Source organism: Streptomyces sp. NPDC058470 (assembly GCF_042721055.1).
Lineage (GTDB): Bacteria > Actinomycetota > Actinomycetes > Streptomycetales > Streptomycetaceae > Streptomyces.
The window spans coordinates 9,437-33,838 of the sequence record NZ_JBHXMF010000055.1; the positions used below are offsets into that span (position 1 = coordinate 9,437).

Consider the following 24,402-nt stretch of genomic DNA (forward strand, 5'->3'; position numbering starts at 1 on the left):
CCCGACCTTTGAGGCGTGCTCTTGGTCCCCGATCAGCCGCTCCGGGCACCTCTCCTTGTTCCCGGCTTCCGGTTTCCCGTGCCGTTCACGAGAACAACATTGGCAGGGGGTGCTGATGAAGAGCTGACATGTCTCTGACGCGGTATCGGAATTCCTTTGTGGTCTTCCCCTTGACGGGCCGCCGATGCTCTACTCGCAACTACCAAAAGAGCTTCCGAAAGGGGTACGGGCATGCCCGCAACCGTTACGGACAACCCGATATTCGGGGCGGTCCGAAGTCACACACACAGCGAAAATCCCAGTGCTTTCCTGGCGCTCAACAGCGGTAACAGCACCTTCACCCTCCCCGGCCGGGACGGGGTCGTGGTGTACCGCCGCACCGGCCGGTACGCCGTCCAGCTCGGCGGCCCCTTCGCCGCCCAGGAGGACTACGACACGCTCCTCGACGGCTTCCGCCGGTACGTGCAGGACGAGGGTCTGCACCTCGTCGGCGTACAGCTCCAGCGCGCCGACGCCGAGCGGTACGTCCAGCGCGGCTTCACGGTCAATCAGGTCGGCGCCTCCTGGGCCGTACAACTCCCCGACTTCTCGCTGCGCGGTACCCGCTTCATGCAGCTGCGCAACAAGATCTCGCGGGCGCACCGCAACGGCCTGAAGATCCAGGAGGTCGCGGCCGGCGACTGGCAGGACGCGATCGCGGCCATCGACGAGGCCTGGCTCGGCTCGAAGGGGGGCGCCCACGCTCTGGAGTTCCTGGTGGGGCAGATAGGCGGCGAGGCACAGGCGGAGCGCCGCCTGTTCGCCGGGACCATCGAGGGCACGCCGGTCGCGTACATCTCGTACGCGCCCGTCTACGGCGGCAGGGCCGGCTGGATGCACGACCTGAGCCGGCGGATACCGGACGGCTCACCGGGACTGATGGAGGCCATCAACGCGCACGCCATCGAGGTGTTCCGGGCCGAGGGTGTCGAGTGGCTGCACTTCGGGTTCACGCCCTTCACGGGGCTGGACGCGCGTCATGAACTCGACGGTCACAGCCCGGCGTTCCAGTGGCTGATGCACGCCCTGTGGGCCGAGGGCGCGGCGCTCTACCCGGCGCAGACCCAGCTCTCGTACAAGCAGAAGTGGGCGCCCGACGAGCTGATCCCGGAGTACGTCGCCTTCGACGGGTCGCAGGCCTCGCTCGCCGGCTTCGCGCACATCTTCCGTGCCTGCAACGCGTTCTGATCCACCGTCAGGTCCATCGGCTTCCCGACTTGGAGTTGAGAGCAGTGAGTGACAGCGAAGAGACCGAGACCCTCCAGCACGCGATGGTCGAGCAGCTCATGGCCATCATCGGCGCCCCCGACGACGAGGATGTCGCCCGAGCCGCCGACGGCATCGTCCAGGCGCTCGACACGCGCCTGCGCGAGGCACCGACCCCGGCCTGACCGGCCTGACACGGCCCTGGCCGTCTCGGTCCGGACCCGTCCGTCTCGGTCCGGACCCGTCCGTCTCGGTCCGGACCCGTCCGTCTCGGTCCGGACCCGTGCGTCCCGGTCCGGCCCCGTCCGTCTCGGTCCGGACCCGTGCGTCCCGGTCCGGCCCCGTCCGTCTCGGTCCGGACCCGTGCGTCCCGGTCCGGACCCGTCCGCGACCGGGCACGGCCTCGCCCGTCCCGGGCACAGCCCTCCGCCCCATCCCGTCCCGGACCCGATCAATCAGCCCAGTATCAGTGTCACATCAGCGCGGCACGGAACGCTGGACACACGTTCGCTCGGCGGCCCGGGCGGTGGGGCACCGCATGGTGCTCCGGCGGTCCGGGCGTGCCGGGTGGGTACCACCGCGCCCCGGGAACGCCCGAGGGCGCACCGTCGACTCGTGGCGCCCGCACGTCTGTCGGGCAGCGACGCCGCCGCCCGCTTCGGGCACTTCTCCCAAGGAGAGCAACGTATGCCGCGTCCGCACGTCCAAGAAGCCAAGGACACCACCGACCAGCAGCGCACCGGGGCGTCGGCCACCTTCGCCGAGCTCCTCAAACGCGTCAAGGCGGAAGGTCTCCTCGATCTCGATCCGCGGTACTACATAGGCAGGTTGACCCTGAACACCACCCTGCTGCTGGTCGGGTTAGCGGCCTTCGTCGCCCTGGGTGACTCGTGGTGGCAGCTCCTGACGGCCCTGTGGATGGGCCTGTGCGGGGGCCAGTCCGCCTTCATGTGGCACGACGCCGGCCACAAGGCCATGTTCCGCAGCAAGAAGGCCGCCTCCGCCGTCGGCTACTTCCACGCCAACTTCGTCAACGGGGTCAGTTTCGGCTGGTGGGTCAACCACCACAACCGGCACCACAGCAACCCCAACCACCTGGACATGGACCCGGACATCGGCCGGCGCACCGCGATCTTCGACATCAGGCAGTACCCGACCCGCAGCGGCGTCCAGAAGTTCGTGGTGCGCTACCAGAGCGTGCTGTTCTTCGTGCTGCTGGTCCTGGAGTCCTTCAAGATGCACAAGACGGCGGTCCAGTCGATCGCCCAGGGCAAGACCAAGCGACCCGTCCTGGAGTCGTTCCTGCTGACGGTGCGCGTCGCGGTCTACCTGGCCCTCGTGTTCACGATCCTCTCGCCGGTTCTCGCGGTCGCCTTCATCCTGGTCCAACAGGCCGTCCTGGGCGTCTACTTCGGGCTGATCTTCGCGCCGAACCACAAGGGCATGGAGGTCCGCAGCGGAGACGAGGAGACCCTGGACTGGCTGGAGCGGCAGGTCCTCACCTCCCGCAACATCCGTCCGTCCCTGGCCATCGACTTCCTCTACGGCGGCCTCAACTACCAGGTCGAGCACCATCTCTTCCCGGCCATGCCGCAGAAGAACCTGCCGCGCGCCCGCGAACTCACCCGCGCCTACTGCGCCGAGCGCGGAGTGCCCTACCACGAGGTCGGCTTCTGGGCCTCGTACCGCGAAGTCGCCTCGTTCCTGCACGAGGTCAGCGCGCCGGTGCGGCGCGGCGACGTCGACGAGCGCATCCGACAGGAATCCGGCCGAGCCGCCTGACCTCATGAGGTGCCCCTCCCCGCACAACTGCCCCGGCCCCCGGGCCCGCATGCCCGGGTCCGCCGGCGCCCGGGCGGCCCCTTCCGACAGGACCTAGGAGCCTCGCCCATGCTTGACACCGCCAAGGCGATGAGCGGAGTTTCCGCTCCCGCCTCGATCGGGGTCCGTCTGGACCGCATGCCGATCACCCCTACGCATCGCAGACTCACGCTGGTCGTCGGCGTCGGTCTGCTCTTCGACACCTTTGAGAACAACCTGTCGGGCACCATCGCCAAGGTGCTCCAGAGCGACTTCGCCTTCGGCGCGAACGAGCTCAAACTGGTGCTGGCCTCCGCGTTCATCGGCCAGTTCTTCGGTTCGCTGCTGCTCGGCAGGATCGCCGACCGGTACGGCCGGCGCCGCGCCTTCCTGGTCAATCTCGCGATCTACTCGGCCTTCTCGCTGCTCGGAGCCTTCTCGCCCAACGCGGCCTGGCTGATCGCGACCCGGTTCCTGGCCGGTGTCGGCATCGGCGCCGAACAGACCCTCTCCGACACCTATCTGGCCGATGTGCTGCCCGCCGCCAAGCGCGGCCGGTTCATCGCCGGGGCCTACACGCTCGCCTTCTGCGGGGTGCCCGCCGTGGGCTTCGCGGCCCTGTGGCTCGTACCGCTGTCGCCGCTCGGTGTGGACGGCTGGCGCTGGCTCTTCGTCGCCGGGTCGCTGGGGTCAGCGGTGGTGTGGATCCTGCGGCGGCGGCTGATCGAGTCACCACGCTGGCTGGCGTCGGTCGGCCGCGAGGAGGAGGCCGAGCAGCTGGTGTCCCGCATGGAGGCCGAGGTGCCGCCCGGTACGTCGCCGACCGGAGCGGACGTCGTACCGACGGCCGGGGACGCCAAGGAGGTCGGTACGACGTCCGGGGTGGTCCGGATGCGGGACGTCCTGAAGCCGGGGCTGCGGCGCCGGACGGTGATGCTCTGGATCTTCTGCGCGCTCTCCGTGGTCGGCTACTACGGATTCGGCTCACTGGCGCCCCAGATCCTGGCGGCCAAGGGGTACGGCATCGTCGCGGGTCTCGGCTACACCGCTCTGTCGTTCCTCGGCTATCCGGCCGGCTCGGCACTGTCCCTGCCCGTCATCGACCGGGTCGAGCGCAAGACACTGGTCGCGGTCTCGGCCGCCGCGATGGCCGCGGCCGGCATGGGCTTCGCCCTCGCGGGCTCCGTCGCACTCATCGTGGTGTTCGGCTTCGCCTACACGCTGTGCAGCAACGTCTTCTCCAGCGTGTCGCACGTCTACCTCTCCGAGCAGTACCCGACGGCCATCCGTGCCACCGCGTCCGGCGCCGCCTACTCGCTCTCCAAACTCAGCGCCGCCGCGCTGCCGTTCGTCCTGCTGCCCGTTCTGGAGTCGCACGGACCCGGAGCGCTGTTCGCCGTCATCGCCGCCGCGATGGCCGTGCTCACCGTCACTGTTCTTGCGCTGGGCGACCACACGACCGGCGCCTCGGTCGACCGCGCGCCGACCCGGTGAACCCCTGGACCCCGAAGAGGAACTAAGGAGTTTCGGATGACGTACGTCATCGCCCTGCCGTGTGTCGATGTGAAGGACAGGTCCTGCATCGACGAATGCCCCGTGGACTGCATCTACGAGGGCCGGCGCGCCCTCTACATCCAGCCCGACGAATGCGTGGACTGCGGTGCCTGCGAGCCGGTGTGCCCCGTCGAGGCCATCTGCTTCGAGGACGACATCCCCGCCGAGTGGGGCGACCACCGCGCCTCCAATGCCGACTTCTTCGCCGAACTCGGCGCACCGGGCGGCGGTGCCGCGCTCGGCGCTCTCGACCACGACTCGCCGCTCGTGGGCGCCCTGCCGCAGGCGGTGACCCGGTCATGAGCGGACTTCTCGCGGGCAAGCGCGTCCTGGTGACCGGTGTCGTCACGGAATCGTCCATCGCCTTCCACGTGGCGCGGATCGCGCAGGAGGAGGGCGCCGAGGTCGTGCTGACCGGCTTCGGCAGGCTCTCGCTGATCGAACGCATCGCGCAGCGGCTGCCCAAGCCCGCTCCGGTGATCGAGCTGGACGTCACCGATCAGGAGCACCTGGACGGGCTCGCGGGCCGGGTGCGGGAGCACGTCGACGGTCTCGACGGGGTCGTGCACTCCATCGCGTACGGACCGCGCGGCGCCTTCAGCTTCCTCGACGGCGACTGGGCGGACGTCTCGACCGCGGTGCACGTGTCCGCGTACTCCCTCAAGTCGCTCACCACCGCCTGCCTTCCGCTGATGGCGCGGCGCGGCGGCTCGGTGGTCGGGCTCACCTTCGATGCGACGGTCGCCTGGCCGCGGTACGACTGGATGGGCGTCGCCAAGGCCGCGCTGGAGTCGACCAGCCGCTATCTCGCCCGCGACCTGGGCCCGAGCGGGATCCGCTGCAACCTCGTCGCGGCCGGGCCGCTGCGCTCGATGGCGGCCAAGTCCATCCCGGGCTTCTCGGAGCTCGCCGACATGTGGCCCGGCCGGGCCCCGATCGGCTGGGACCTCGCGGACCCCGAGCCCGCGGCGCGCGGTGTGGCCGCGCTCCTGTCGGACTTCTTCCCGCGCACCACCGGGGAGATCGTCCATGTGGACGGCGGGGTGCACATGACGGGAGCGTGACTCCAGTACGTGACAGTGGCGGGAGTCCGGTACCCGAAAAGGAGCGGGAGCCCGGTACGCGAAAGGGGCGGGAGCCCGGTACCCGAAAGGGGCGGGAGCCCGGGTGTCACGCCCGGACTCCCGCCCCTGTCACGTCCGTTGGGGCGGGCCGCTCAGTCGGGACGGGTCTCGCCGCCCGGCAGGATGCGGCGGAAACCGGTGTACGAGGCGAGGGCCGCGGGGAGCAGGACCGAACCGTCCGGCTGCTGACCCTGTTCCAGGAGCGCGGCGACGGTGCGGCCGATGGGCAGCGCCGAGCCGTTGAGGGTGGCGACCGGGGCCTTGCGGCCGTCCGGCGACTTGTGGCGGATGTCGGCGCGGCGGGCCTGGAAGGTGCCGCAGTCGGAGACCGAGGAGATCTCGCGGTAGGCGTCGCTGCCCGGCAGCCACACCTCGATGTCGTACGTCATCCTGGCCGAGAAGCCCAGGTCGCCGGCCGGCAACAGGACCACACGGTAGGAGAGTTCGAGGCGCCGCAGGCATTCCTCGGCGTGCTCCACCATGAGTGCGAGCTGTTTCTGGGCGTCCTCCGGGGCACAGACACGCACCAGTTCCACCTTCTCGAACTGGTGCAGCCGCAGGATGCCCCGGGTGTCCCGTCCGTACGCCCCGGCCTCCGCGCGGAAGCAGGGGGTGCGGGCGGTGAAGGCGTACGGCAGGGCGCGGGCGTCGAGCAGCTGCCCGGCCAGCAGGTTGGTGAGCGGTACCTCCGCGGTGGGGATCAGGAACAGCTCGCGGTCGCCGACCTGGGTGCGGAACAAGTCCTCCTCGAACTTGGGGAGTTGGCCGGTGCCCGTCATGGTGTCCCGGCTGACGAGGAACGGCACGGAGTGCTCGGTGTAGCCGTGCTCCTGGGTGTGCAGATCGAGGAAGAAGTCGGCCAGGGCCCGTTCCAGCCGGGCGCCGGCACCGCGGCTGACGCTGAAGCGGGCGCCGGAGAGCCGGGCGGCGGCCGGAGCGTCCAGGATGCCGAGCGACTCGCCGATGTCGGAGTGGTGGCGGGCGTCGGCGGCGGCCTGCGGGGACGGGCCGCCGCGGCGTATCTCCACCGCCTCCTTCTCGGAGTCGCCGTCCGGGACCGTGTCCAGGGGGACGTTGGGGATGCCGAGCAGCAGGTCCGTGAGGTCCTGGCCGGTGGTCCTGGCCGTCGCCTCGGCCCGCTGGACCTCGGCGCGCAGCGCGCGTGCGGCCTCCTTGGCCTGCTCGGAGGGCGGACCCGACCGCCCGCCCCCGCGCGAGGTCCGGTTCAGTTCGGTCCGCAGCCGGGTCACCTCCGCCTGGGCGTCGGCCCGGCCGCGCAGGCCTTCGGCGAGGGCGGGCAGGTCGAGGGCGTAGCGGCGACGGGCCAGCCGCCGCACGGCGGCCGGTCCGTCGTCGAGCAGCTCACGTGGATCGTGCATGACGGTCTCCTGAGGCGCGTTCGGGAAGGCGGGCGGTGGGTACGGACGTGCTGCCGGTTGCCGTGTCTGTTGCCGTGCCTTGCCCGACGGGAGGGCCGGGGTCGGCGGTGGTGAGGTGGCGGGCGCCCAGTTGCCGGTAGCGGTCGGGGCGGGCGGAGCGCAGCACGCCGGCGTAGGTGAGGCCGAGGGCGGCCACCGCGACCAGCAGCCACGGCAGCTTCGCGATGAGCGGGTCGGGAGATCCGGTGAGCATGGCGAAGTTGCCGGTCACCAGCCAGACGGAGGCCGCCAGCCCGGCGAAGCCCAGCAGCGGTGCGACGACCTCCCGCCACCAGTGCCCCTGCGCTTGCCCGCGCCGTTGTCGCAGTCGCAGCCCGAGGACGGACAGCGCGGCCATCGCCTGGAGGACGACGATGCCCAGCGTGCCCAGGCCCAGCATGCTGGTGGTGAGATCGGCGTACGGGTCGAGGCCCGCGACCGCGAAGCCGCCGACGACCAGAGCCGTCAGCACGCTCTGGGCGATGCTCGCCCGGTGCGGGGAGCGGTGCCGGGGGTGCTCGACGGCCAGGGCGGCGGGGAGCAGACCGTCCTCGGCGAGCACCTGGGCGTACCGGTTGGCCGCACCGTGCAGCGCCAGGGTCGCGGCGAACAGGCTGGTGCAGAGCAGGATCTGGAGACCGGTGCTGCCCGTGGTGCCGAGGAAGTCGTCGCCGAGGACGAAGAACAGGTCGCCCATCCGCTCGGTGGCGGCCTCGCGCACCTTGCCGGTGCCGAGCGCTCCGACCGCCAGCCAGCTGGTGAGCGCGTAGAACACGGTGATCAGCAGTACGGCGGCATAGGTGGCCCGGGGGACACTGCGCCGCGGGTCGCGTGCCTCCTTTCCGTACAGCGCCGCCGACTCGAAACCGATGTAGGAGACGAACGCGAACATCACTGCCACGCCCAGTCCGGGGCCGGTGGCCACCTGCGGGGAGAACGAGGCCGTGGGCAGCGCGGACAGGCCGTGACGGGCCAGGATCGCCACGTCCAGGGCGAGGAGGATGCCGATCTCGCCGAGCATCAGCAGGGCGAGCACCCGGGCGCTGATCGCGATCTCGCGGTAGCCGAGAACGGCGACCGCGAGCAGGCCGACGGCGGCGCACCACTGCCAGGACACGGTGAACCCATGGGCCGCAAGCACCAGTTGGGTGAAGTAGCCGAGCGCCCCGGCCAGGCCGATGGTGGCGCAGTTGTAGGCGAGCAGGGCGACGAGACCCGCGGCGACGGCGGGCGGGCGCCCCAGACCGTCGGCCGTCGAGGCGTAGAAACCGCCGGACCCGCCGGTGCGGCGGGCGCTGACGGCGTACCCCACGGAGAAGCAGAGCAGGGTGACGCCGGCGAAGAGGAAGGCGGCCGGGACGCCCGCGCCGTTGCCGAACGCGAACGCGAGCGGCACGGTGCCGACCATCGCGGACAGCGGGGCGGCCGCCGCGACGATCAGGAACAGGATGTGCCGGGTGCCGAGCCGCCCCCGCGGGGTGGCCGCGTCGGCGACCGGCCGACCGTCCGTTGGAGGGGAACCGCTCTTGGACATGGGGACTCCAGGTCAGGAGAGGTGGGAGAGCACGGGAGAGCGTGGGTACCGGGGACGCGGGGCGGCCACCGGGCGGAGGCCGGGGCGGGCCTTTGGCCGGTGGCCGCTGGGACGGGTCCTCAGGCCGGGGCGAAGGCCAGGACGGTGTTCTGGCCGCCGAAGCCGCACGAGTTGCTGAGGGCCAGGTCGATGGGCATGGAGGTCGCGGTGAGGGCCAGTTTCACTTCGATTCGCGGGTCGGGGATGGACAGGTTGGCGATCGGCGGCACCAGCTCGTGCTTGATGCTCAGCAGCGTGAACGCCGCCTCCACCGCGCCGGCCGCGCCCAGCAGATGACCGGTGACTCCCTTCGTCGAGGTGACCAGGGGATCTCCCTGGAGGGTGCGGCGGATCATGCGGCCCTCGGCGAGGTCGTTGAGCGGGGTGGAGGTGCCGTGGGCGTTCACGTGCTGCACGTCGTCCGGGTCGGCGCCGGCGTCGGCGAGGGCGGCGCGGACCGCCGCCTCGACTCCGGCGCCGTCCGGGTGCGGCGACGTCATGTGGTGGGCGTCCGCGGTGGCTCCGTAGCCGACGATCCGGCCGTGGATGTGCGCACCCCGGGCCCGGGCGTCCTCGACGCGTTCCATGACGAGGATCCCGGCGCCCTCCCCGGCGACGAACCCGTCCCGGTCCGCGTCGAAGGGACGGGACGCGGTGGCCGGGTCCTCCTCCCGCCGGGACAGGGCACCCATCTGTGCGAAGCCGGCCATGACCAGGGGAGTGATCATCGCCTCGCTGCCGCCCGCCAGGACGATGTCGCAGCGCCCCAGGGTGAGCAGGTCCCGCGCCGTGCCGATGGCGGTGCCGCCCGAGGCGCAGGCCGTGGTCACCACCAGGTTGGGTCCGGTGGCCCCGAACTCGATGGCCGTCTGACCGGCCAGCATGTTCGGCAGCTGCATGGGCAGCAGCAGCGGGGACACCCGGGCGGCGCCCTGCTCCCGCAGCACATGATGCTGCTCCTCGACCGTGCCGGGTCCGCCGTCGGCGCAGCCCAGCACCACCCCGACGCGTGCCCCGTCCCAGGTCTGCGGATCGAGGCCCGCGTCGGCGACCGCCTCACGGGCGGCGACCAGGGCGAACTGTACGAACCGGTCCAGGCGGTGGGCTCGCCGGGCGCTCAGCAGCCGCTCGGGATCGAAGCCCGGCACCCGGCAGGAGATGCGTACCGGATTGTCCGCCAGCGCGGGATCGAGCGCCGCGGCGGACCTGCCGTCACAGACCGCCGCCCAGCTCGCCTCGACCCCGACGCCGCCCGGGGTGACCAGACCGAGTCCGGTGACGGCGATGTCGATGCCGGCCATCAGACCTTCGCGCTCCGCTCCTCCATGAGCCGGACCATGTCGGCCACGGTGGCGGCCTCAAGGAGGTCGTCGTCGCTTATGTCGAGGTCCAGTTCGGACTTGAGCAGCAACGAGAGCTCCACCACGGCCAGCGAGTCCAGCTCGATGTCCTCGCGGGTGGCCTCCGGGGTGATGGACTCGGGCGACACCTTGAGCTTGGTGGACAGGATTTCCTTGAGCTGCTCCAGCATGACGGTTCCTTTCGGGTTGTGTGATGCGGGTGTGCGGTGTGCGGTGTGCGGTGTGCGAGGGGTGCGGCTGTGCGGGGTGCGGCTGTGCGTGGCGCGGTGTGCGGTGGTTGACGAAGGGTCAGACCGGCTGTACCTCCGGCCAGACCAGCGTGGTCGCGCCCCAGGACAGGCCCCCGCCGAACGCGGTCAGCAGCACCCGGTGCCCGGCGCGGAGCCGGCCGTCGGCGGTGGCCTGCGACAGCAGCAGCGGGATCGAGGCGGCTCCGGTGTTGCCGACCCGCTCGATGTTGGTCAGCTGCCGCTCGGCGGGAACGGCGAGGCGCTCCGCGACCGAGTCGAGGATGCGGGCGTTGGCCTGGTGCGCCGCGAACCGGTCGACGTCATCGAGCTGCCAGCCGGCGAGCTCGGCCGCCTGCCGTGAGGCGGCGGTCATGCGCTCCACGGCGTGCCGGTAGGTGTCGCGGCCCAGCATCCGGAAGTACTGGTCGTCCGGGTCGGCCGGGGGACCGGTCGAGCGCTGTCGTGAGCCCCCGGCAGGCACGGTGATGAGATGGCTCAGTTCGCCGTCGCTGCCGAGGACCTGTGGGCCGATCGCCCCCGGCTCGTCCGGCGTGCCGGCCCGCAGGACCACCGCGCCCGCCCCGTCGGCGAAGATCACCGCGGTGGTGCGGTCGGCGGGGTTGATGAGCGTGGTGAACGCGTCGGCGGCGATGAGCAGTACGCGGCCGGCCACCCCGGCGGCGATCAGTCCGGAGGCGGTGGCCAGGCCGTACAGGAACCCGGAGCAGACGGCGGCCACGTCGAACGCGGCGACCTGGCCGAGACCGAGCCGGGCCGCCACCTGCGGTGCGGTGCCGGGGCAGGGCTGGTCGGGCGTGGTGGTGGCCAGCACGACCGCGTCCACCCGGTCGTCGCCCGCCGACTTCAGCGCGCGCAGCCCTGCCTCCACGGCCAGGTCGGAGGTGGCGGTGCCGGGCGACACCACGTATCGCTCGGCGATGCCGGTGCGCGAGCGGATCCAGGCGTCGGAGGTGTCCAGGCGCTGGGCCAGATCGTCGTTGGTCACCAGCCCCGGGGGTACGTACGCCCCGATCCCGTCGATCACGGCCGCCCGCCCGGTCGCCCCCGTGCCACCGCTCATGTCCCGGTCCCGGGGCTGCTCAGGACGTCCACGGGCAGGCCCATGTACGCCATGCGGGACTCGGCCATCTCGTCCGTCCAGCGCTCGGCCATGTCGTAGCGCTGGTCCGGGGTGGTGTCGAGCATCCGTACGCCGGGCCAGATCTCGTAGTCGCCGATCCTGTCGGCGTGCTGGGCCATGCCCTGCTGGAAGAGTTCCTCGCGGTGGATGACGAACTCGCGGTCGGGGACCTCGTCCCACAGCTGTACCCCGGCCCGCAGGATCTCCAGGAGGCGCGGGCGGTACTCGGGGTGGCGGGCGGTGTGGTCGCGCAGGATCGTGCTGGCCACGGTCAGATGGCGGATCTCGTCGATGGCGGTGCCGCGGGAGATCTCGCCGGTGGCCGGGGACAGCGGGGTCCACTTGCGCTCGCTCAGCTCGGCGGCCGGGGCGAGCACCCCTTCGATGACGATGGCGAACACGGCGACGGCGCCGGGGAAGTCGGCCTGGTCGCGGACGATGTCGAGGGTGAAGTTCTCCACCGGGTCCAGGACGCGCTTGCGGTAGTCCGCGGCCATGTCGTCGATGTCCGCGAGCAGGGTGTCCGCGGACATCCCCAGTTCCACCAGGTGGTTGCGGAAGACGCGGGCGTGCCGCGCCTCGTCGATCAACTGGGTTGCGTAGAACTCCAGTTCGGGTATGCCGGGTGCGATGGCGACGTAGTGGCCGAGCAGCCGGGTCGCGATCTCCTCGGACAGGCTGCGGAAGCCGAACTCCAGGATCAGCGCGTCGCGCAGCGGACCGGGCTCCCGGAGGAAGTCGGGAACCGTCGCGTCCACGTGGTGCCCGGTCTCGCCCCGGTCGCGCAGCGTGCCCTGGGCCACCGAGGTGAACCAGTAGGCGAGGTTGCACTCCTCGGGGCCGAGCGTGAGCTCCTTCGCGCCGTCGAGCAGGCCGGGCGCCTTGTCCCAGTCGGCCTCGGGTGCCACAGAACCGGTCATGATGCCGATGTCTCCTTCGCGGGGCGCAGGGAACCGGCGAACAGACCGCCGGCGTAGCTGAACAGGGGCGGCACCTCGTCGGCCGTGGCGCGCACGACATGACCGAGCAGCAGCTCGCTGTCGCCCGCCGGGTGCGCGGAGTGGAACCGGCAGGTGTAGTGCGCGAGCGCGCCCGCGATCAGCGGGGCGTGCGCGTAGGAGTCGCTCGTCCATGCGAGCCCCGCGAACTGCTCAGGGCCATCGGGGCGGCCGCTGTCCGCGAAGTGGCGTGCCACATCGGCCTGTTCGGCGGAGAGTACGTTGATCGCGAACCTGCCCTCGGCGGCTGCGAGCCGTGCGAAGGACGAGTCGGCCCGCAGCACGACCCCGACCAGCAGGGGCTTGCGGGACACCAGCGTGACCGTGCTCGCGGTCGTGCCGTGCGCGGCGCCCTCGTGGTCGACGGTCAGCACCGACACGGGTGATGCCAGGTGGTACAGCGCCCGGCGGCGCTGTTCCGGGTCCTGCCGCACCGCGCGGCGCGCGGTCCGAACCTCGGTGACGGTGGTCATCGCACGGCCTCCGGACTCTTCTGGCGGACCTGCGGCGCGGGGATGTGGCCGACCGCCACCGGGTCCGTGGCGTGCCCGGCCGGCTTCGGGTGGGCGATCCCCAGGTCGTCGAGGAGCCGCAGGTAACTGGGCTGCCGGACCGGCTCGAAGGGCAGCGCGAACGACTTCATGAAGTTGCCGAACAGGCCGCGGTCGCCGAAGAGATGGAAGGGCAGCACCAGCAGCGCCCACTCGGGTTTCACCAGCCAGCACCACAGCGCGGCCACCGCGCCCTGCGTGATGAGGCTGTGCATCGTGTTGTAGAGCACGTAGTACGCCTTGTGGATCGGCCGGCCGCCGCTCTGCTTGAAGGCGATCGCGCCGGGGATGTAGCCGATCAGGTCGATGTAGAGGAACAGCGCGATCGCCGGCAGCCAGCGGATCTCGCCGAAGTGGGCGATGATCAGCCCGGTGGTGACGGCGAGGCCCACCAGGTACTCGGCCCGGTGCAGCGAGTACGTCCTTGGTGTCTCGAAGGGGTTCGCCTGGTCCATGGCCGGTCAACTCCCCACGGTGGCGGGTGTGGTGAGCTCGACGCCGCCCAGGAGCCGCACGGCGGGGAACAGTCCGGTCAGCGCCCAGGCGACGGTCTCCTTGATGACCCGCTCGGCGATCGGGTCGAGGATTCCCTCCAGGCTCGGGATACCGAAGTCGAAGTCCGCGGTGAAGCGCACGGCGACATCCGCGCCGTCCTGGAGCAGGGACCAGGTGCCGACGAAGGAGTCGAAGTCGCCGTCGGTCTGCTCGAAGCGGATCTCGCCCTGCTCCGGCACGAAGACGTCGGACTCGGTCCAGCGCAGCAGACCGCTGCGGAAGTGCAGTTCCCAGCTGGAACTGGCGTTCTCAGCGGGGTAGGTGGCGTGCACCGTGGTCGTGTTCACATGGGGCGCAAGGTCTGGGTACCGCTCCCAGCGCCGTACGGAGTCGTAGACCGCGTCGGCCTGCTCCGCGGGTATCAGGGCATCCAGTTCGACGTGCCGCACGATCAGTTACCGCCTTCCGGCATTGTGGCCGCGCCGCGCACGAGGTCGCGGGTGGCCAGATCGAAGGAGTTGAGGAGGAATTCCACGTCGGTGTCGCTGAGCACGGCGGGCGGCGTGAACCGCACCACCGAGCTGCCGTTCATGGAGTGGTTGGCGACCACGCCGTGGTTGAAGAGCTCGATCAGCAGCTCGCCCGCGAGGCCGGCCTCGACGAGCTCGATCCCGATGAGCAGACCTCGGCCGCGGACCTCCACGACGAGTTCGGGGATGTTGCGGTAGGCGATCTCGGTGATCCGGGGCAGCAGCGCCGCCCCGAGGTCGGTGGCCCGGGTGACCAGCCGCTCTTCCTGAACCGCCCGGATGGCGCCCCGTACCGCGGCCATCAGCACGGGCTGGCCGGAGAAGGTCGAGGTGTGGACGTAGGGGTCCTTGTCGAAGGGGCGGAAGGCCTTGCGCGTCGCGATGGCCGCGGAGACCGGCAGCACACCGCCGCCGAGCGCCTTGCCCGCGAGCAGTACGTCGGGCACCACGCCCTCGATGTCCGCTCCCCACCATTCGCCGAGCCGGCCGAAACCGGACTGCACCTCGTCGAGGATCAGGAACCCGTCGTGGGCGCGGACCAGCTCTTCGACGCGCTTGAGGTAGCCCCGGGGCGGAATGATGACGCCGCCCTCGCCCTGGATGGGTTCGAGGATGACGCAGACCTCGCCCGGGTGGGCGGCGAGCTCCGCCTCCAGGGCATCCGCGTCGCCGAACGGCAGATGCAGGAAGTCGGGCACCAGGGGCCTGAACGGCCGCTGGTAGACGTCCTTCGCGGTGGCGGACAGCGCGCCCAGCGTCTTGCCGTGGTAGCCGCCGTGCATCGAGACGGTCCGCTTGTAGCCGCCCGCGCGGGCCAGTTTGAGGCCGGTCTCGACCGCCTCCGCGCCGGACAGCGCGAAGTGCACCCGGTCCAGGCCCTCGGGCATCACGGAGACCAGCGCCTCGGCGGCGCGGGCCACGGTGGGTTCGAGCAGGATGCGGGTGGCGGTGGGGTGGGTACGCAGCTGGCGCTCCACCTCCTCCATCACGATCGGATGGCGGGCGCCCATGATGAACACGCCGTAGCCGCCCGCGTTGAGGAAGCGTTCTCCGTCGCTCGCGGTGAGCCAGGCGCCTTCCGACGCCACCTCCATGTGGCTGCCGAAGAGCTCGGCGAGGGTGGCCCGGCCCTTGCTCAGATGGGCCCGGTACAGGCCGAGGATCTCCGCCTCGGTGTCTGCCGGGGCCTCCTGGATCACGGTCATGGGTATCTCACTCCAAAGAACGGGGTCGGTGGCTCAGCGGTCACCGGGGGCACGACAGCAGGGCGTCCGCTCAGGCCAGCACCAGCGGGCCGCCGTCGAAGTAGCGCAGCAGCGGTTCGGCGGCGGCGCCCCGGGACGGCGGATGGAAGGCGAGGGCGCGCACGGCGGCCGCCGCCAGGGCGTGCGCGGAACCGCTGATGAAGTCCAGACCGCCGAGCAGCTCCAGGGCCCGGGAGGCGATCCCCGGCAGCGCGTTCTGCACGGCGTAGCGGGCGACCAGGACGCGGGCCACCGACTCCTCGTCGCCCGGCTCGGGACCGATCGCCCGCGCGACCCCTTCGAGGAGTGCGAGGGCGGCCTCCAGGTCCACGGCGAGGGCGGCCCGTTCCTGGACGCTGCCGCGCTCGCGCTCCAGCACCTGCTCGACGAGGGCCGCGGCACCGCCCGCGTAGCCGGCCGAGATGAGCAGCTCGAACCAGACGAACCCGGCCGTCTGCAGGTCGTCCAGGCGCTGCGGGTCGTCCGCCCCGGCCCGTACGACCATGTCGGCCGGTACGAAGACGTCTTCGAGGCGCACCTCGTCGCTCTCCGCACCCGCCAGCAGGTCGTTGCCCCAGAACGGGTGGACGGAAAGGCCGGGCGCGTCGGCGGGCACCAGGGCGAGTGCCAGCTCGGGGACGCCTTCGTCGCCGTGGATGGCGATGCTCGCGGTGAGCAGGCTCATCGAGCGCGAGAGGCTGCACGGCTTCTTGGAGCCGGACAGCAGATAGCCGCCCTGGACCGGCCGGGCGGACACCCCGGGAGTGAGGATGTTCTGCGCGGTGCGGCCCTCGGCCCAGCCGGAACCCATGACCTGCTGCTCGGGGACGATCCGGTGCAGCAACTCGGTCTGGGCGCCGGTGAGCCGGCCGGCGTTGACGGCCAGGGAGTAGAGCATGGCGGCGGTGAAGTGGTGCATGGAGACGGCCGCGACCAGCGAGGGGGACTCGGCGCCCAGCGCCAGCTGTATGCGTAGCGCCTCCAGCGGGGTGGCGCCGTGACCGCCGTACTTCTGGGGGATCAGCAGGCCGACGCCGCTGTGGATGCGGAACAGGTCGATCACCGGGCTGCCGGGATGCTCCCGTGTGGCGTACGGGATCTCCTTCAGCTCCTTGATCAGACCGGGATGGAAGTGCTCGCAGACGGCCCGAGCAGCATCGAGGGAACGCACGGGGAAACCTCCGGTGAGGACGGACGGCGGTGGGGCCCTCAGGCGCCGAAGACCGCGTCGTAGGGACTGATGTCGCGGGCGATGCTGACTCCCTGGACGTGCGAGGTCTTGAGCATCGGGTAGTTGGCCTCGCCGAAGGCCCCGCCGGTGCGGCCGGTGCCGCCGTGGCTGGGCAGATACGGCAGGAAACCGATGTGCGAGTCGTTCACCTTCAGCAGACCGCCGTTGACGACGCGCCGGACGAAGGTCTCGATGACGTGGTCGGAGCGGGACCACAGGGAGTTGCGCAGCCCGTACTCGTTGGAGTTGACGAACCGCAGGAACGCCTCCAGCAGGGCGTCGTCGTTCTCGTGCTCCGGCACGATGACGGGGATGAGCGGGAAGAAGGTCTCCTCGCGGACGACGTCGTAGGTGCGGGCGCGGTCCAGGCCGTCCACGCGCAGGACGGTGGGCTGGAGGAAGACGCCGGTTTCCGAGGGGGTGCCGTCGACCTCGGTGCGCCGGCCGCCGGTGACGAGGGTGGCTCCGTTGTCGAGTGCCTGGCGCAGCAGCCGGAAGAACCGCTCACTGCGGCGCACCGGCGACAGCAGGACGTCCTCCTCCTCGGGCAGACCCGGCCGGATCGCCTTGACCTGCTCCTTCACCTCGGCGATGAGCGCGTCGGCGATGTCCGGGTGGACCAGCACATAGTTGGGCACCATGCAGATCTGGCCGGAGCCGAAGAAGGACTCGGTGACGGCCTCGGCCGCCCACTTCACGTCGGCGTCCTTCCACACCACGATGCCGTCGTTGCCGGCCAGCTCCAGGATGGGCTTCTTGCCGTGCGCGACGCACTGCTGCTCGAAGCGCAGGCCCTCCTGGCTGCCACCGATGTAGAAGATGTCGTCGATCAGCGGGTCGGTGATCCAGCGGTCCATCGTCTGCTTGGGGTTGCTGCACACCGCGTTGAGCACACCGGGCGGCGCGTCCAGTTCCTCCAGCAGCGGGGCAACGATGTCGCGCAGCAGCCACATGGTGCTCAGCGCGATACTGCGCGGTGCCCTGACGATGACGGCGTTGCCGGCCATCAGCGCCAGTACCGAGAGGGCGGCACTGGGCAGCGGGGCGTTCTGCGGGGGGTTGAACGCCACCACACCGTCGGGCTGGCGGTGCAGAATCAGCTTGCGGCCCGCGTACTCCTTCTCGACCCGCATCTGCTTCGTGTACCAGCGCAGGCTTCCCGGGGCGTAGATCTGAAGCAGGCAACTGAGTTCCCAGCGGGCCAGCTTCACCGGGTGCGACTCGGCGACCAGCATCTCGAGAAACTCGTCCTGGTGCTTGAGGAGTTCCTCCCTGAACCGGGTGCCCAGGCGCATCCGCCGCTCCAGCGGAACGGCCGCCCAGTCCGAGGCGGCGGCCGCGGCGGCCTGCGTCGCCATGTCGATGGCGTTGTCGTCGGCGATCGCGCAACGGCCCACCACATAGGGGTGCTGGGCCGCCTCGGACTCCGGGTCCTGCTCCAGCTGGCGTTTGAGGCTCACACTGGTGAACACGTCTTCCAGCAGGGATCGTCCGCTGACGGTGTAGACCCACCCGGCACCGGCGACATCCTTGCCCGCGATATAGAGGTCGTAGCTCCTGAATCCGGAATGTGCCGGAGCACTTTCTTCCTGCGCAGCTCCGTGAAGCATCATCAGCCCTTCCGAGCTTTCCGTGGGGATTTTTCCGGGCGGTTCTCTTCCGGTTCGCGTGGCCGTCCGATCCCGGCCCGCTTTTCGGTTAATTGCCTTTCGAAGCAACTCGATCGTGGCAGTCGAATCTGACTCGCCGCTGACACCGGACTGATCCAGCCAACTTCCCGCAGGCTGTCAGCGGGATGTCAGCCGCTGCTGTTTGCATGGCGGCCATGTCATCCACCGACACGACGCTCCAGCGGCTCCGAGAGCTGCCGCGGAACGAACTCACCGAGGAAATAGAGACGCTGGTCCTGAAGAGGTTCAAGTCAGTTCTCCTCATGGACGAGTCGGAAGACCTTCCGCTCGACATCAGCTATTTCGACCTCGGTCTCACCTCACTGCGACTGACCGAGATACGGCAGAACCTGGAGCAGCTCCTCGATCTGTCCATCAACGCGAACGTGCTGTTCAACGAGCCGACGGTCGCGCACCTCGTGGACTACCTGGCCGACGCCCTGTCCACTTCGCCCTCCCGCTGATCAACCAGGCCCAGGACAGAAGGAGTTGCTCCATGCCGCCTACGGAATCCGGGACGGACCCGGCCCCCGAGCCGATCGCGATCGTCGGAATCGGTCTGCGATTCCCCGGCGGCAGTGACACGCCGGAGGAGTTCGACGCATTCCTGCGCGAGGGCCGCAGCGGAATCGGCCCGATCCCCGAAGACCGTTGGGACGTCGCCGCGTTCACCCCGCAGAGCCCCGACGAAAAAGGGAAGATCCATACGTCCGGTGGCGGTTTCCTCGACCGTATCGACCTCTTCGACGCCGCATTCTTCAATATCTCTCCGAAAGAGGCCCAGTACATGGACCCCCAGCAGCGGATGCTGCTGGAAACGGCCTGGCAGGCGCTGGAGCACGCCAACATCGACCCGACACCCCTGCGCCGCGGCAACGGCGGCGTGTACATCGGCGCCAGCTCCATCGACTACGCGCTGGAGCTGGACTCACTGCCGTACGAGGAACTGGACGGCCATCTCGCCTCCGGCATCACCATGTTCCCGCTGTCGGGCCGGCTCTCCTACTTCCTGGGCTGGCGCGGTCCGAGCATGAGCATCGACACGGCCTGCTCGTCCTCGCTGGTCGCCCTGCACCTCGCCGTGCAGGGGCTGCGCGCCGGCGAGAGCGACATCGCGCTGTGCGGCGGCGTCAACGCCCTGCACCACCCCCGAATACCTGTCATGTTCTCCAACGCGCAGATGCTGTCCCCCGACGGGCAGTGCAAGACCTTCGACGAGTCCGCCGACGGCTACGCGCGCGCCGAGGGCTGCGGTGTCGTCGTCCTGAAGCGGCTGAGCGACGCCACCCTGGACGGCGACACCGTCCTCGCGCTGGTCCGCGGCACGGCCGTCGGACAGGACGGCGACAGCGCGGGCCTGACCGTGCCCAACGGCCCCGCCCAGGAGAAGGTCATCCGCGGCGCGCTGGCCGCGGCCCGCCTCGCGCCCGAGGACATCCAGTACGTGGAGGCGCACGGCACCGGCACCCCGCTCGGCGACCCCATCGAGTTCGGGGCGATCGGCGACGCCTTCGCCACCTCGCACACCAAGGACGCCCCGCTGCTCGTCGGCTCGGTGAAGACCAACCTGGGCCACATGGAGCCGGCGTCCGGCATCGTCGGAGTCATCAAGACGGTGCTCCAGCTCAGGTCCGCGACCGTCTACCCGCACCTCAACCTCAACACGCCCTCCGGGCGCATCCCCTGGGACCTGTACCCGGTGCGGGTGCCCACCGACTGTGAGCCGTGGCCGGCCGAGGTCCGGCGCGCGGTGGTGAACAGCTTCGGCTTCGCGGGCACCATCGGCGCGGTGGTCCTGGAGCAGGCCCCGGCGCCCGCCCTGTCCGAAACGGCCGCGGAGGGAGAAACGGCCGCGGAGGGGGAAACCCCCGCGTCCCCGGTATTCACGCTCTCCGCGAAGAGCGCCGCCGCCCTGCGCGAACAGGCCGAGTCCTACCGCAAGTTCGTGTCCGAGCGGCCCGGCGTCGCGGTGGACGCGCTCTGCTACACCACGAACGTCGCCCGCGCCCACCACCCGTACCGGATCGCCGGACCGGTCGCCGACCGCGCCGCCCTCGACGCGCTCCTGACGAAGGCCGTGGAAACGGACCACGAGGGACCGTCCGGCATCCGCAAGACCGCGTTCATGTTCAGCGGCCAGGGCTCGCAGTACGCGGGCATGGGCGCCGCGCTGTACGAGCGGTTCCCGTTCTTCCGCGACCAGGTGGACGAGTGCGACCGGTTGTTCGCGCCCCACCTGGGCCGCTCGGTCCGCGAACTGGTGCTCGGTACCGCCGCCGACCCGGAGACCATCGACCGCACCGAGTACACCCAGCCCGCCCTGTTCACCCTGGAATACGCGCTCGCCCGGCTGTGGATGTCCTGGGGCATCCGCCCGAACGTGCTCATCGGGCACAGCATCGGCGAGGTGGTGGCCGCCGCGTTGGCCGGACTCTTCAGCCTTCCGGACGCCGTGACGCTGGTCGCGGCCCGGGCACGGCTGATGCAGGCGGTGCGCGCCGAGGGCTCGATGGCCGCGGTCTCCGCCCCCGCCGAGGAGGTCGAACCACTCCTGGCCGCTCACCCGGACCTCACCCTGGCCGGCATCAACGCCCCTGACCAGGCAGTGATCTCCGGCGGCACGGCCGCCCTGGAGCAGGTACTCGCAGAGCTGCGGGAGCGGGGCGTGAGGGTCGACCGGCTGGCCGTCTCGCACGCCTTCCACTCGCCGCTGATGGCCGAGGTGTACGACGACTTCCGCGCCGCCCTGGACGGCATCACCTTCCACGAACCGTCCATCAGCCTGATCTCCAACGTCACCGGGCGGCTCGGCCGGTTCGCGGAGATCGGCAACCCCGACTACTGGGTGCGCCACATCGGTGAGCCCGTGCAGTTCCTGGCCGGCATCCGGGCGGTGGCCCAGCGCGGCCGGCACGCCCTGATCGAGATCGGCCCCTCGACCGCGCTGACCGCGCTCGCCCAGCGCTGCCTGAACGCCGAGGACCACCTGTGGCTGGCGAGCCTGCGGCGCCGCGACCGCGCGGGCGACACCACGCTGACCGCGCTCGCCGCGTACTACGCCGCCGGGCTGCCGGTGACCTGGACGGCCTACCACGCGGGACGGATCACCCCGGCCAGGACGGCCCTGCCCCCCTACGCCTTCCAGCGCAAGCGGTACTGGCTGCCCTCCGTCAGTCCGAACCGCAAGGGCGCCTCGGGCGGCGCGGCCCGCCATCTGCTGCTCGGCACGGAGGAGCGGTTCGCCAGCGGGGTACGGGAGTTCACGGCCGAGTTCACCGCCGAGGACCTGGGCGCGCTCGCCGACCTCGGCGACGGGGAACGGACGACGCTGCCCGCGGGCGCGTACATCGACCTGCTGCTGGCCCTCCAGGACGCGGCCTGGGGGCACACCCGCGCCGCGGTCCACGAGCTGCGGCTGCTCGCACCGCTGCACGTGCCCGCCGAGACCACCGTGGCCCTGACCACCCGCCTGCGGCCCCGCGCCGAGGGCGGAGCCGACGTGGAGATCTTCACCCTCGTCGGTGGCGAGGAGGACCTGCACGCCACCGCCAGGATCGCCGGCGAGCGGGAACCGGTCGTGCCCGTCTCGGAGCTGGCGGAGCTGGACGCCGCGCTGCCGCCCGCCGGGCAGGAGATCGACGACGAGGACATCTACACCGACCTCGCCTCGGTCGGCCGCCCGCACGGATCGCGCATGCGGCTGCTGCTGCGCGCCTCGCGCCACGAAGGCGGCCTGGTCACCGGGGAGTTGACCGGCCGGAACGCCACGGCGGTCGAGCACGTGCCGGCCGAGTTGCTGGAGGCCGCCGTACAGGCCGCCGTCGTGCTCGACCCCGAGGGGCCGGTGTTCGCGGTCCGCCGGATCGCCTCGGTACGCCACTTCAGGAAACCGCGTGGCGAGCGGCTGCGGGTGCTCGCCCGCGTCCACGGGGACCAGGACCGTCGCGTCGCCGACGTCCTCCTGCTGGAGGGCGGCAACCCCGTCACCGAACTCCTCGGCGTCGAACTCGCCCGCCCCGAAGGCCGAGTCGGCCGACGCCAGTTCCTGCACCGCCCGGGCTGGGTACGCCGCGCGCTGCCGACCGCCTCCGACGAGGCCGGCGCCCGCCATGTCCTTCTGCTCGCCCCGGAGCCCGACGGCGCCGACGACCTGGCCGCAGCGCCCGGTATCCAGGTGACACGGATCGCGGACACGGACGATCTCAAGGCAGCCCTGGAGGATCCTTCGGTCACCGACATCTGCCGGGTCTGGCGCGGCAGCGACGGTGAGATGTCCGTGGCACGGCTGCGCGCGGAGTGCGAGGACAACTATCGCGAACTGCTCACGCTGGTGGCCGCGTTGGACGCCGCCGCGCGGCCCAGGCCGCCGCGGCTGTGGCTGGTCACCGAGGGGGCCCAGGCGCTGCCGGGCGACCGGCCCGGCGACGGCGGGCACCTCGCCGCCGCCACCCTGTGGGGCTTCGGGAGGGTGCTGCTCACCGAGTACCCGCAGTACCGGGCGACCCTCATCGACCTTGCCCCGGGCACCGGCCGCGCGGCCCTGCTCGACGAGTGGCGCGCGGAGGTCCCCGGCGAGTACCAGGTGGCACTCCGGCCGGAAGGCCGCTATGTACGCAGGCTGCTGGCCGGTGACGCCACGCGCACCTGGCCCGGCGGCTTCGAACTGCGCGCCCCCGAGTCCGGCGACCTCTCCGACCTGGCCCTCGTGCCCGCCCAGGACCGGGCGCCGCGCGGTGACGAGGTCCAGGTACGGGTGCGCGCCGTCGCCCTCACCGCCGAGGACGCGCGCACCGCCCTGGACACCGGCCGCGCCGAGCGCGAGGAGGAGGAACCCCCGCCGGTGCTCGGCGCGCTCGCCCACGGCACGGTGGCCGAGGCCGGGGAGCGGTCGAAGTTCGCCGTCGGAGACGAGGTCCTGGTACGCCACCAGGGCACCCTGCGCTCCACCCTCACCGTCCCCGCGGCGAGGGTGGCCCTCGCCCCGCAATGGCAACCGGCCGACAGCGCACGGCACTTCCGCCTCGACGAGACGGGCGAGGCGCTGCGCACCGCCGCCGCGGGCACGGCCCCGGAGGTCTGGGTCGACCTGTCGGGCGACCGCGCGCCCGAGCCGTCCGGCGACGACACGCCGGAGCCCGCGGGCGCCGGCGTCCGGCCCGACCGTACGTACCTGATCACCGGTGGTCTCGGTGGTCTCGGGCTGGTCACCGCGCGCAAGCTGGTCGCGCTCGGTGCCCGGCATCTGACACTGGTCAGCCGCAGCGGACGGCCCACCGAGGAGGCCGCGCCGGTGCTGGCCGAGCTGGCCCAGGACGCCGAACTCGCCGTCGTACGCGCCGATGTGAGCCGTCCCGGAGACGTCGCCAGGCTGGTCGGTGAGGTGGCGGCGGGACCGTATCCGCTCGGCGGCATCGTGCATGCCGCCGGGTCCTACGACAAGAAGCTGATCGCCGAGCTGACCTGGGAGTCCATCGACGACCAGCTCGCCGCGAAGGCCTATGGCGGCTGGCTGCTGCACGAGGCCGTCCAGGACTCCTTCCCGGAGCTGGAGTTCTTCGTGACGTACTCGTCGATAGCCTCCATCCTGGGCGGCGCGACCCAGGGGCACTACGCCGCCGCCAGCGCTGCCCTCGACAGCCTCGCCGAGTGGCGCACCCGCCAGGGGCTGCCCGGGCTCTCGGTCAACTGGGGCGCCTGGGCCAGGGTCGGCATGTCCGCCCGTCTGGAGGAGTACCTCAGCCGGGAGATCGAACGCAGCGGCGTCCGCTTCTTCTCCCCGACCAGGGCCCTGGACACGCTGGCCCGGCTGTGGGGGCGGCCGCGCACCCAGCGGGTGGTGGGCGAGTTCGACTGGGACCGGTATGTCGCCGGCAGTGCGACCGGCGACCAGTTCTACGACCGCCTCGCCCGACGGGAGGAGGCGGAGGACGGCGGGCTCGACCTCGCCGCACTGGCCGGCCTGCCGAAGCCGGAGCGTACGGCCCTGATCGGCGGGGTGGTCCGCGAGACGGTCGCCGACGCGCTGCACCTGGCGGCCGACGACGAGCTGGACCCGACGGCCGAGTTCGTCTCGCTCGGTCTGGACTCGCTGATGGCGATGAACGTGAAGTCCGGTCTGGAGCGGGTGTTCCGGCTGCCGCTGCCGGCCTCCCTCACCTTCGACCATCCGACCGTACGGCAGCTCACCGACTTCCTGGACGGGCTGCTCTGCCCGGTGCCCGCGGCATGACGGACGAA

The 24,402-nt window shown here is 71.2% G+C and carries 20 protein-coding genes; 8 read left to right on the plus strand and 12 right to left on the minus strand.

The annotated features are described in order from the left end of the window. The first annotated feature begins 231 nt into the window (after positions 1–231). From ACFWP7_RS32560 to fabI, 6 genes are all read left to right on the plus strand, one after another. On the plus strand, positions 232–1,227 hold the full coding sequence (locus tag ACFWP7_RS32560; RefSeq protein WP_384388829.1) for a DUF2156 domain-containing protein: 996 nt from the start codon (positions 232–234) through the stop codon (positions 1,225–1,227). A gap of 44 nt (positions 1,228–1,271) precedes the next feature. Then, positions 1,272–1,430 (plus strand): hypothetical protein, encoded by a 159-nt coding sequence (locus ACFWP7_RS32565; RefSeq protein ID WP_384388832.1) that lies wholly within the window; start codon positions 1,272–1,274, stop codon positions 1,428–1,430. Positions 1,431–1,932: 502 nt separating this feature from the next. Continuing rightward, positions 1,933–3,027 (plus strand): fatty acid desaturase family protein, encoded by a 1,095-nt coding sequence (locus tag ACFWP7_RS32570; RefSeq protein ID WP_384388951.1) that lies wholly within the window; start codon positions 1,933–1,935, stop codon positions 3,025–3,027. A gap of 108 nt (positions 3,028–3,135) precedes the next feature. Beyond that, a complete protein-coding gene (locus ACFWP7_RS32575) occupies positions 3,136–4,539 on the plus strand; it encodes an MFS transporter (RefSeq protein ID WP_384388835.1) in 1,404 nt (467 codons plus the stop codon). A 36-nt stretch (positions 4,540–4,575) separates the two neighbouring features. Next, positions 4,576–4,902: a ferredoxin gene (fdxA, locus tag ACFWP7_RS32580; RefSeq protein WP_384388837.1), complete on the plus strand. Its 327-nt coding sequence runs from the start codon at positions 4,576–4,578 to the stop codon at positions 4,900–4,902. Then, positions 4,899–5,663 (plus strand): enoyl-ACP reductase FabI, encoded by a 765-nt coding sequence (gene fabI / locus ACFWP7_RS32585; RefSeq protein ID WP_384388840.1) that lies wholly within the window; start codon positions 4,899–4,901, stop codon positions 5,661–5,663. Before fdxA ends, fabI begins: the two co-directional genes overlap by 4 nt. Positions 5,664–5,815: 152 nt before the next feature. On the opposite strand, the gene serS is transcribed toward fabI, so the two are convergent. The 12 genes from serS to ACFWP7_RS32645 all read right to left on the minus strand — a co-directional run bounded on the left by serS (position 5,816) and on the right by ACFWP7_RS32645 (position 18,105). Next, positions 5,816–7,102 (minus strand): serine--tRNA ligase, encoded by a 1,287-nt coding sequence (gene serS / locus ACFWP7_RS32590; protein ID WP_384388843.1) that lies wholly within the window; start codon positions 7,100–7,102, stop codon positions 5,816–5,818. Then, positions 7,086–8,675, minus strand: a complete 1,590-nt coding sequence (locus tag ACFWP7_RS32595; RefSeq protein WP_384388846.1) for an APC family permease — start codon at positions 8,673–8,675, stop codon at positions 7,086–7,088. Before ACFWP7_RS32595 ends, serS begins: the two co-directional genes overlap by 17 nt. 119 nt (positions 8,676–8,794) lie before the next feature. Next, positions 8,795–10,015, minus strand: coding sequence for a beta-ketoacyl-[acyl-carrier-protein] synthase family protein (locus ACFWP7_RS32600; protein WP_384388849.1), 1,221 nt, complete (start codon positions 10,013–10,015; stop codon positions 8,795–8,797). Next, positions 10,015–10,245 carry a phosphopantetheine-binding protein gene (locus ACFWP7_RS32605; RefSeq protein ID WP_384388852.1) on the minus strand — a complete coding sequence of 77 codons (231 nt, stop codon included), beginning with the start codon at positions 10,243–10,245 and terminating at the stop codon, positions 10,015–10,017. The genes ACFWP7_RS32600 and ACFWP7_RS32605 overlap by 1 nt, the downstream gene beginning before the upstream one ends. 118 nt (positions 10,246–10,363) lie before the next feature. Further along, complete coding sequence (locus tag ACFWP7_RS32610) at positions 10,364–11,386, minus strand: beta-ketoacyl-ACP synthase III (RefSeq protein ID WP_384388855.1); 1,023 nt, start codon at positions 11,384–11,386, stop codon at positions 10,364–10,366. Then, entirely contained in the window at positions 11,383–12,366 is a 984-nt protein-coding gene (locus tag ACFWP7_RS32615) for a VlmB-like protein (protein ID WP_384388858.1), read from the minus strand. The genes ACFWP7_RS32610 and ACFWP7_RS32615 overlap by 4 nt, the downstream gene beginning before the upstream one ends. Continuing rightward, positions 12,363–12,917 carry a flavin reductase family protein gene (locus ACFWP7_RS32620; RefSeq protein ID WP_384388861.1) on the minus strand — a complete coding sequence of 185 codons (555 nt, stop codon included), beginning with the start codon at positions 12,915–12,917 and terminating at the stop codon, positions 12,363–12,365. Before ACFWP7_RS32620 ends, ACFWP7_RS32615 begins: the two co-directional genes overlap by 4 nt. Further along, on the minus strand, positions 12,914–13,450 hold the full coding sequence (locus tag ACFWP7_RS32625; RefSeq protein ID WP_384388864.1) for a hypothetical protein: 537 nt from the start codon (positions 13,448–13,450) through the stop codon (positions 12,914–12,916). Before ACFWP7_RS32625 ends, ACFWP7_RS32620 begins: the two co-directional genes overlap by 4 nt. 6 nt (positions 13,451–13,456) lie before the next feature. Further along, positions 13,457–13,939, minus strand: a complete 483-nt coding sequence (locus ACFWP7_RS32630; protein ID WP_384388866.1) for a type II toxin-antitoxin system RatA family toxin — start codon at positions 13,937–13,939, stop codon at positions 13,457–13,459. A gap of 2 nt (positions 13,940–13,941) precedes the next feature. Then, entirely contained in the window at positions 13,942–15,225 is a 1,284-nt protein-coding gene (locus ACFWP7_RS32635; protein WP_384388869.1) for an aspartate aminotransferase family protein, read from the minus strand. A gap of 70 nt (positions 15,226–15,295) precedes the next feature. After that, positions 15,296–16,435, minus strand: a complete 1,140-nt coding sequence (locus ACFWP7_RS32640; RefSeq protein ID WP_384388872.1) for an acyl-CoA dehydrogenase — start codon at positions 16,433–16,435, stop codon at positions 15,296–15,298. 38 nt (positions 16,436–16,473) lie between these two features. Beyond that, the gene (locus ACFWP7_RS32645; RefSeq protein ID WP_384388954.1) at positions 16,474–18,105 is read right to left on the minus strand and encodes an aldehyde dehydrogenase family protein; all 1,632 of its coding nucleotides are present in this window, start codon (positions 18,103–18,105) and stop codon (positions 16,474–16,476) included. A 215-nt stretch (positions 18,106–18,320) separates the two neighbouring features. On the opposite strand from ACFWP7_RS32645, the gene ACFWP7_RS32650 reads away from it, so the two are divergent. Continuing rightward, on the plus strand, positions 18,321–18,629 hold the full coding sequence (locus ACFWP7_RS32650) for an acyl carrier protein (protein WP_384388874.1): 309 nt from the start codon (positions 18,321–18,323) through the stop codon (positions 18,627–18,629). Positions 18,630–18,661: 32 nt separating this feature from the next. Beyond that, on the plus strand, positions 18,662–24,394 hold the full coding sequence (locus tag ACFWP7_RS32655) for an SDR family oxidoreductase (protein ID WP_384388877.1): 5,733 nt from the start codon (positions 18,662–18,664) through the stop codon (positions 24,392–24,394). Positions 24,395–24,402 lie beyond the last annotated feature (8 nt).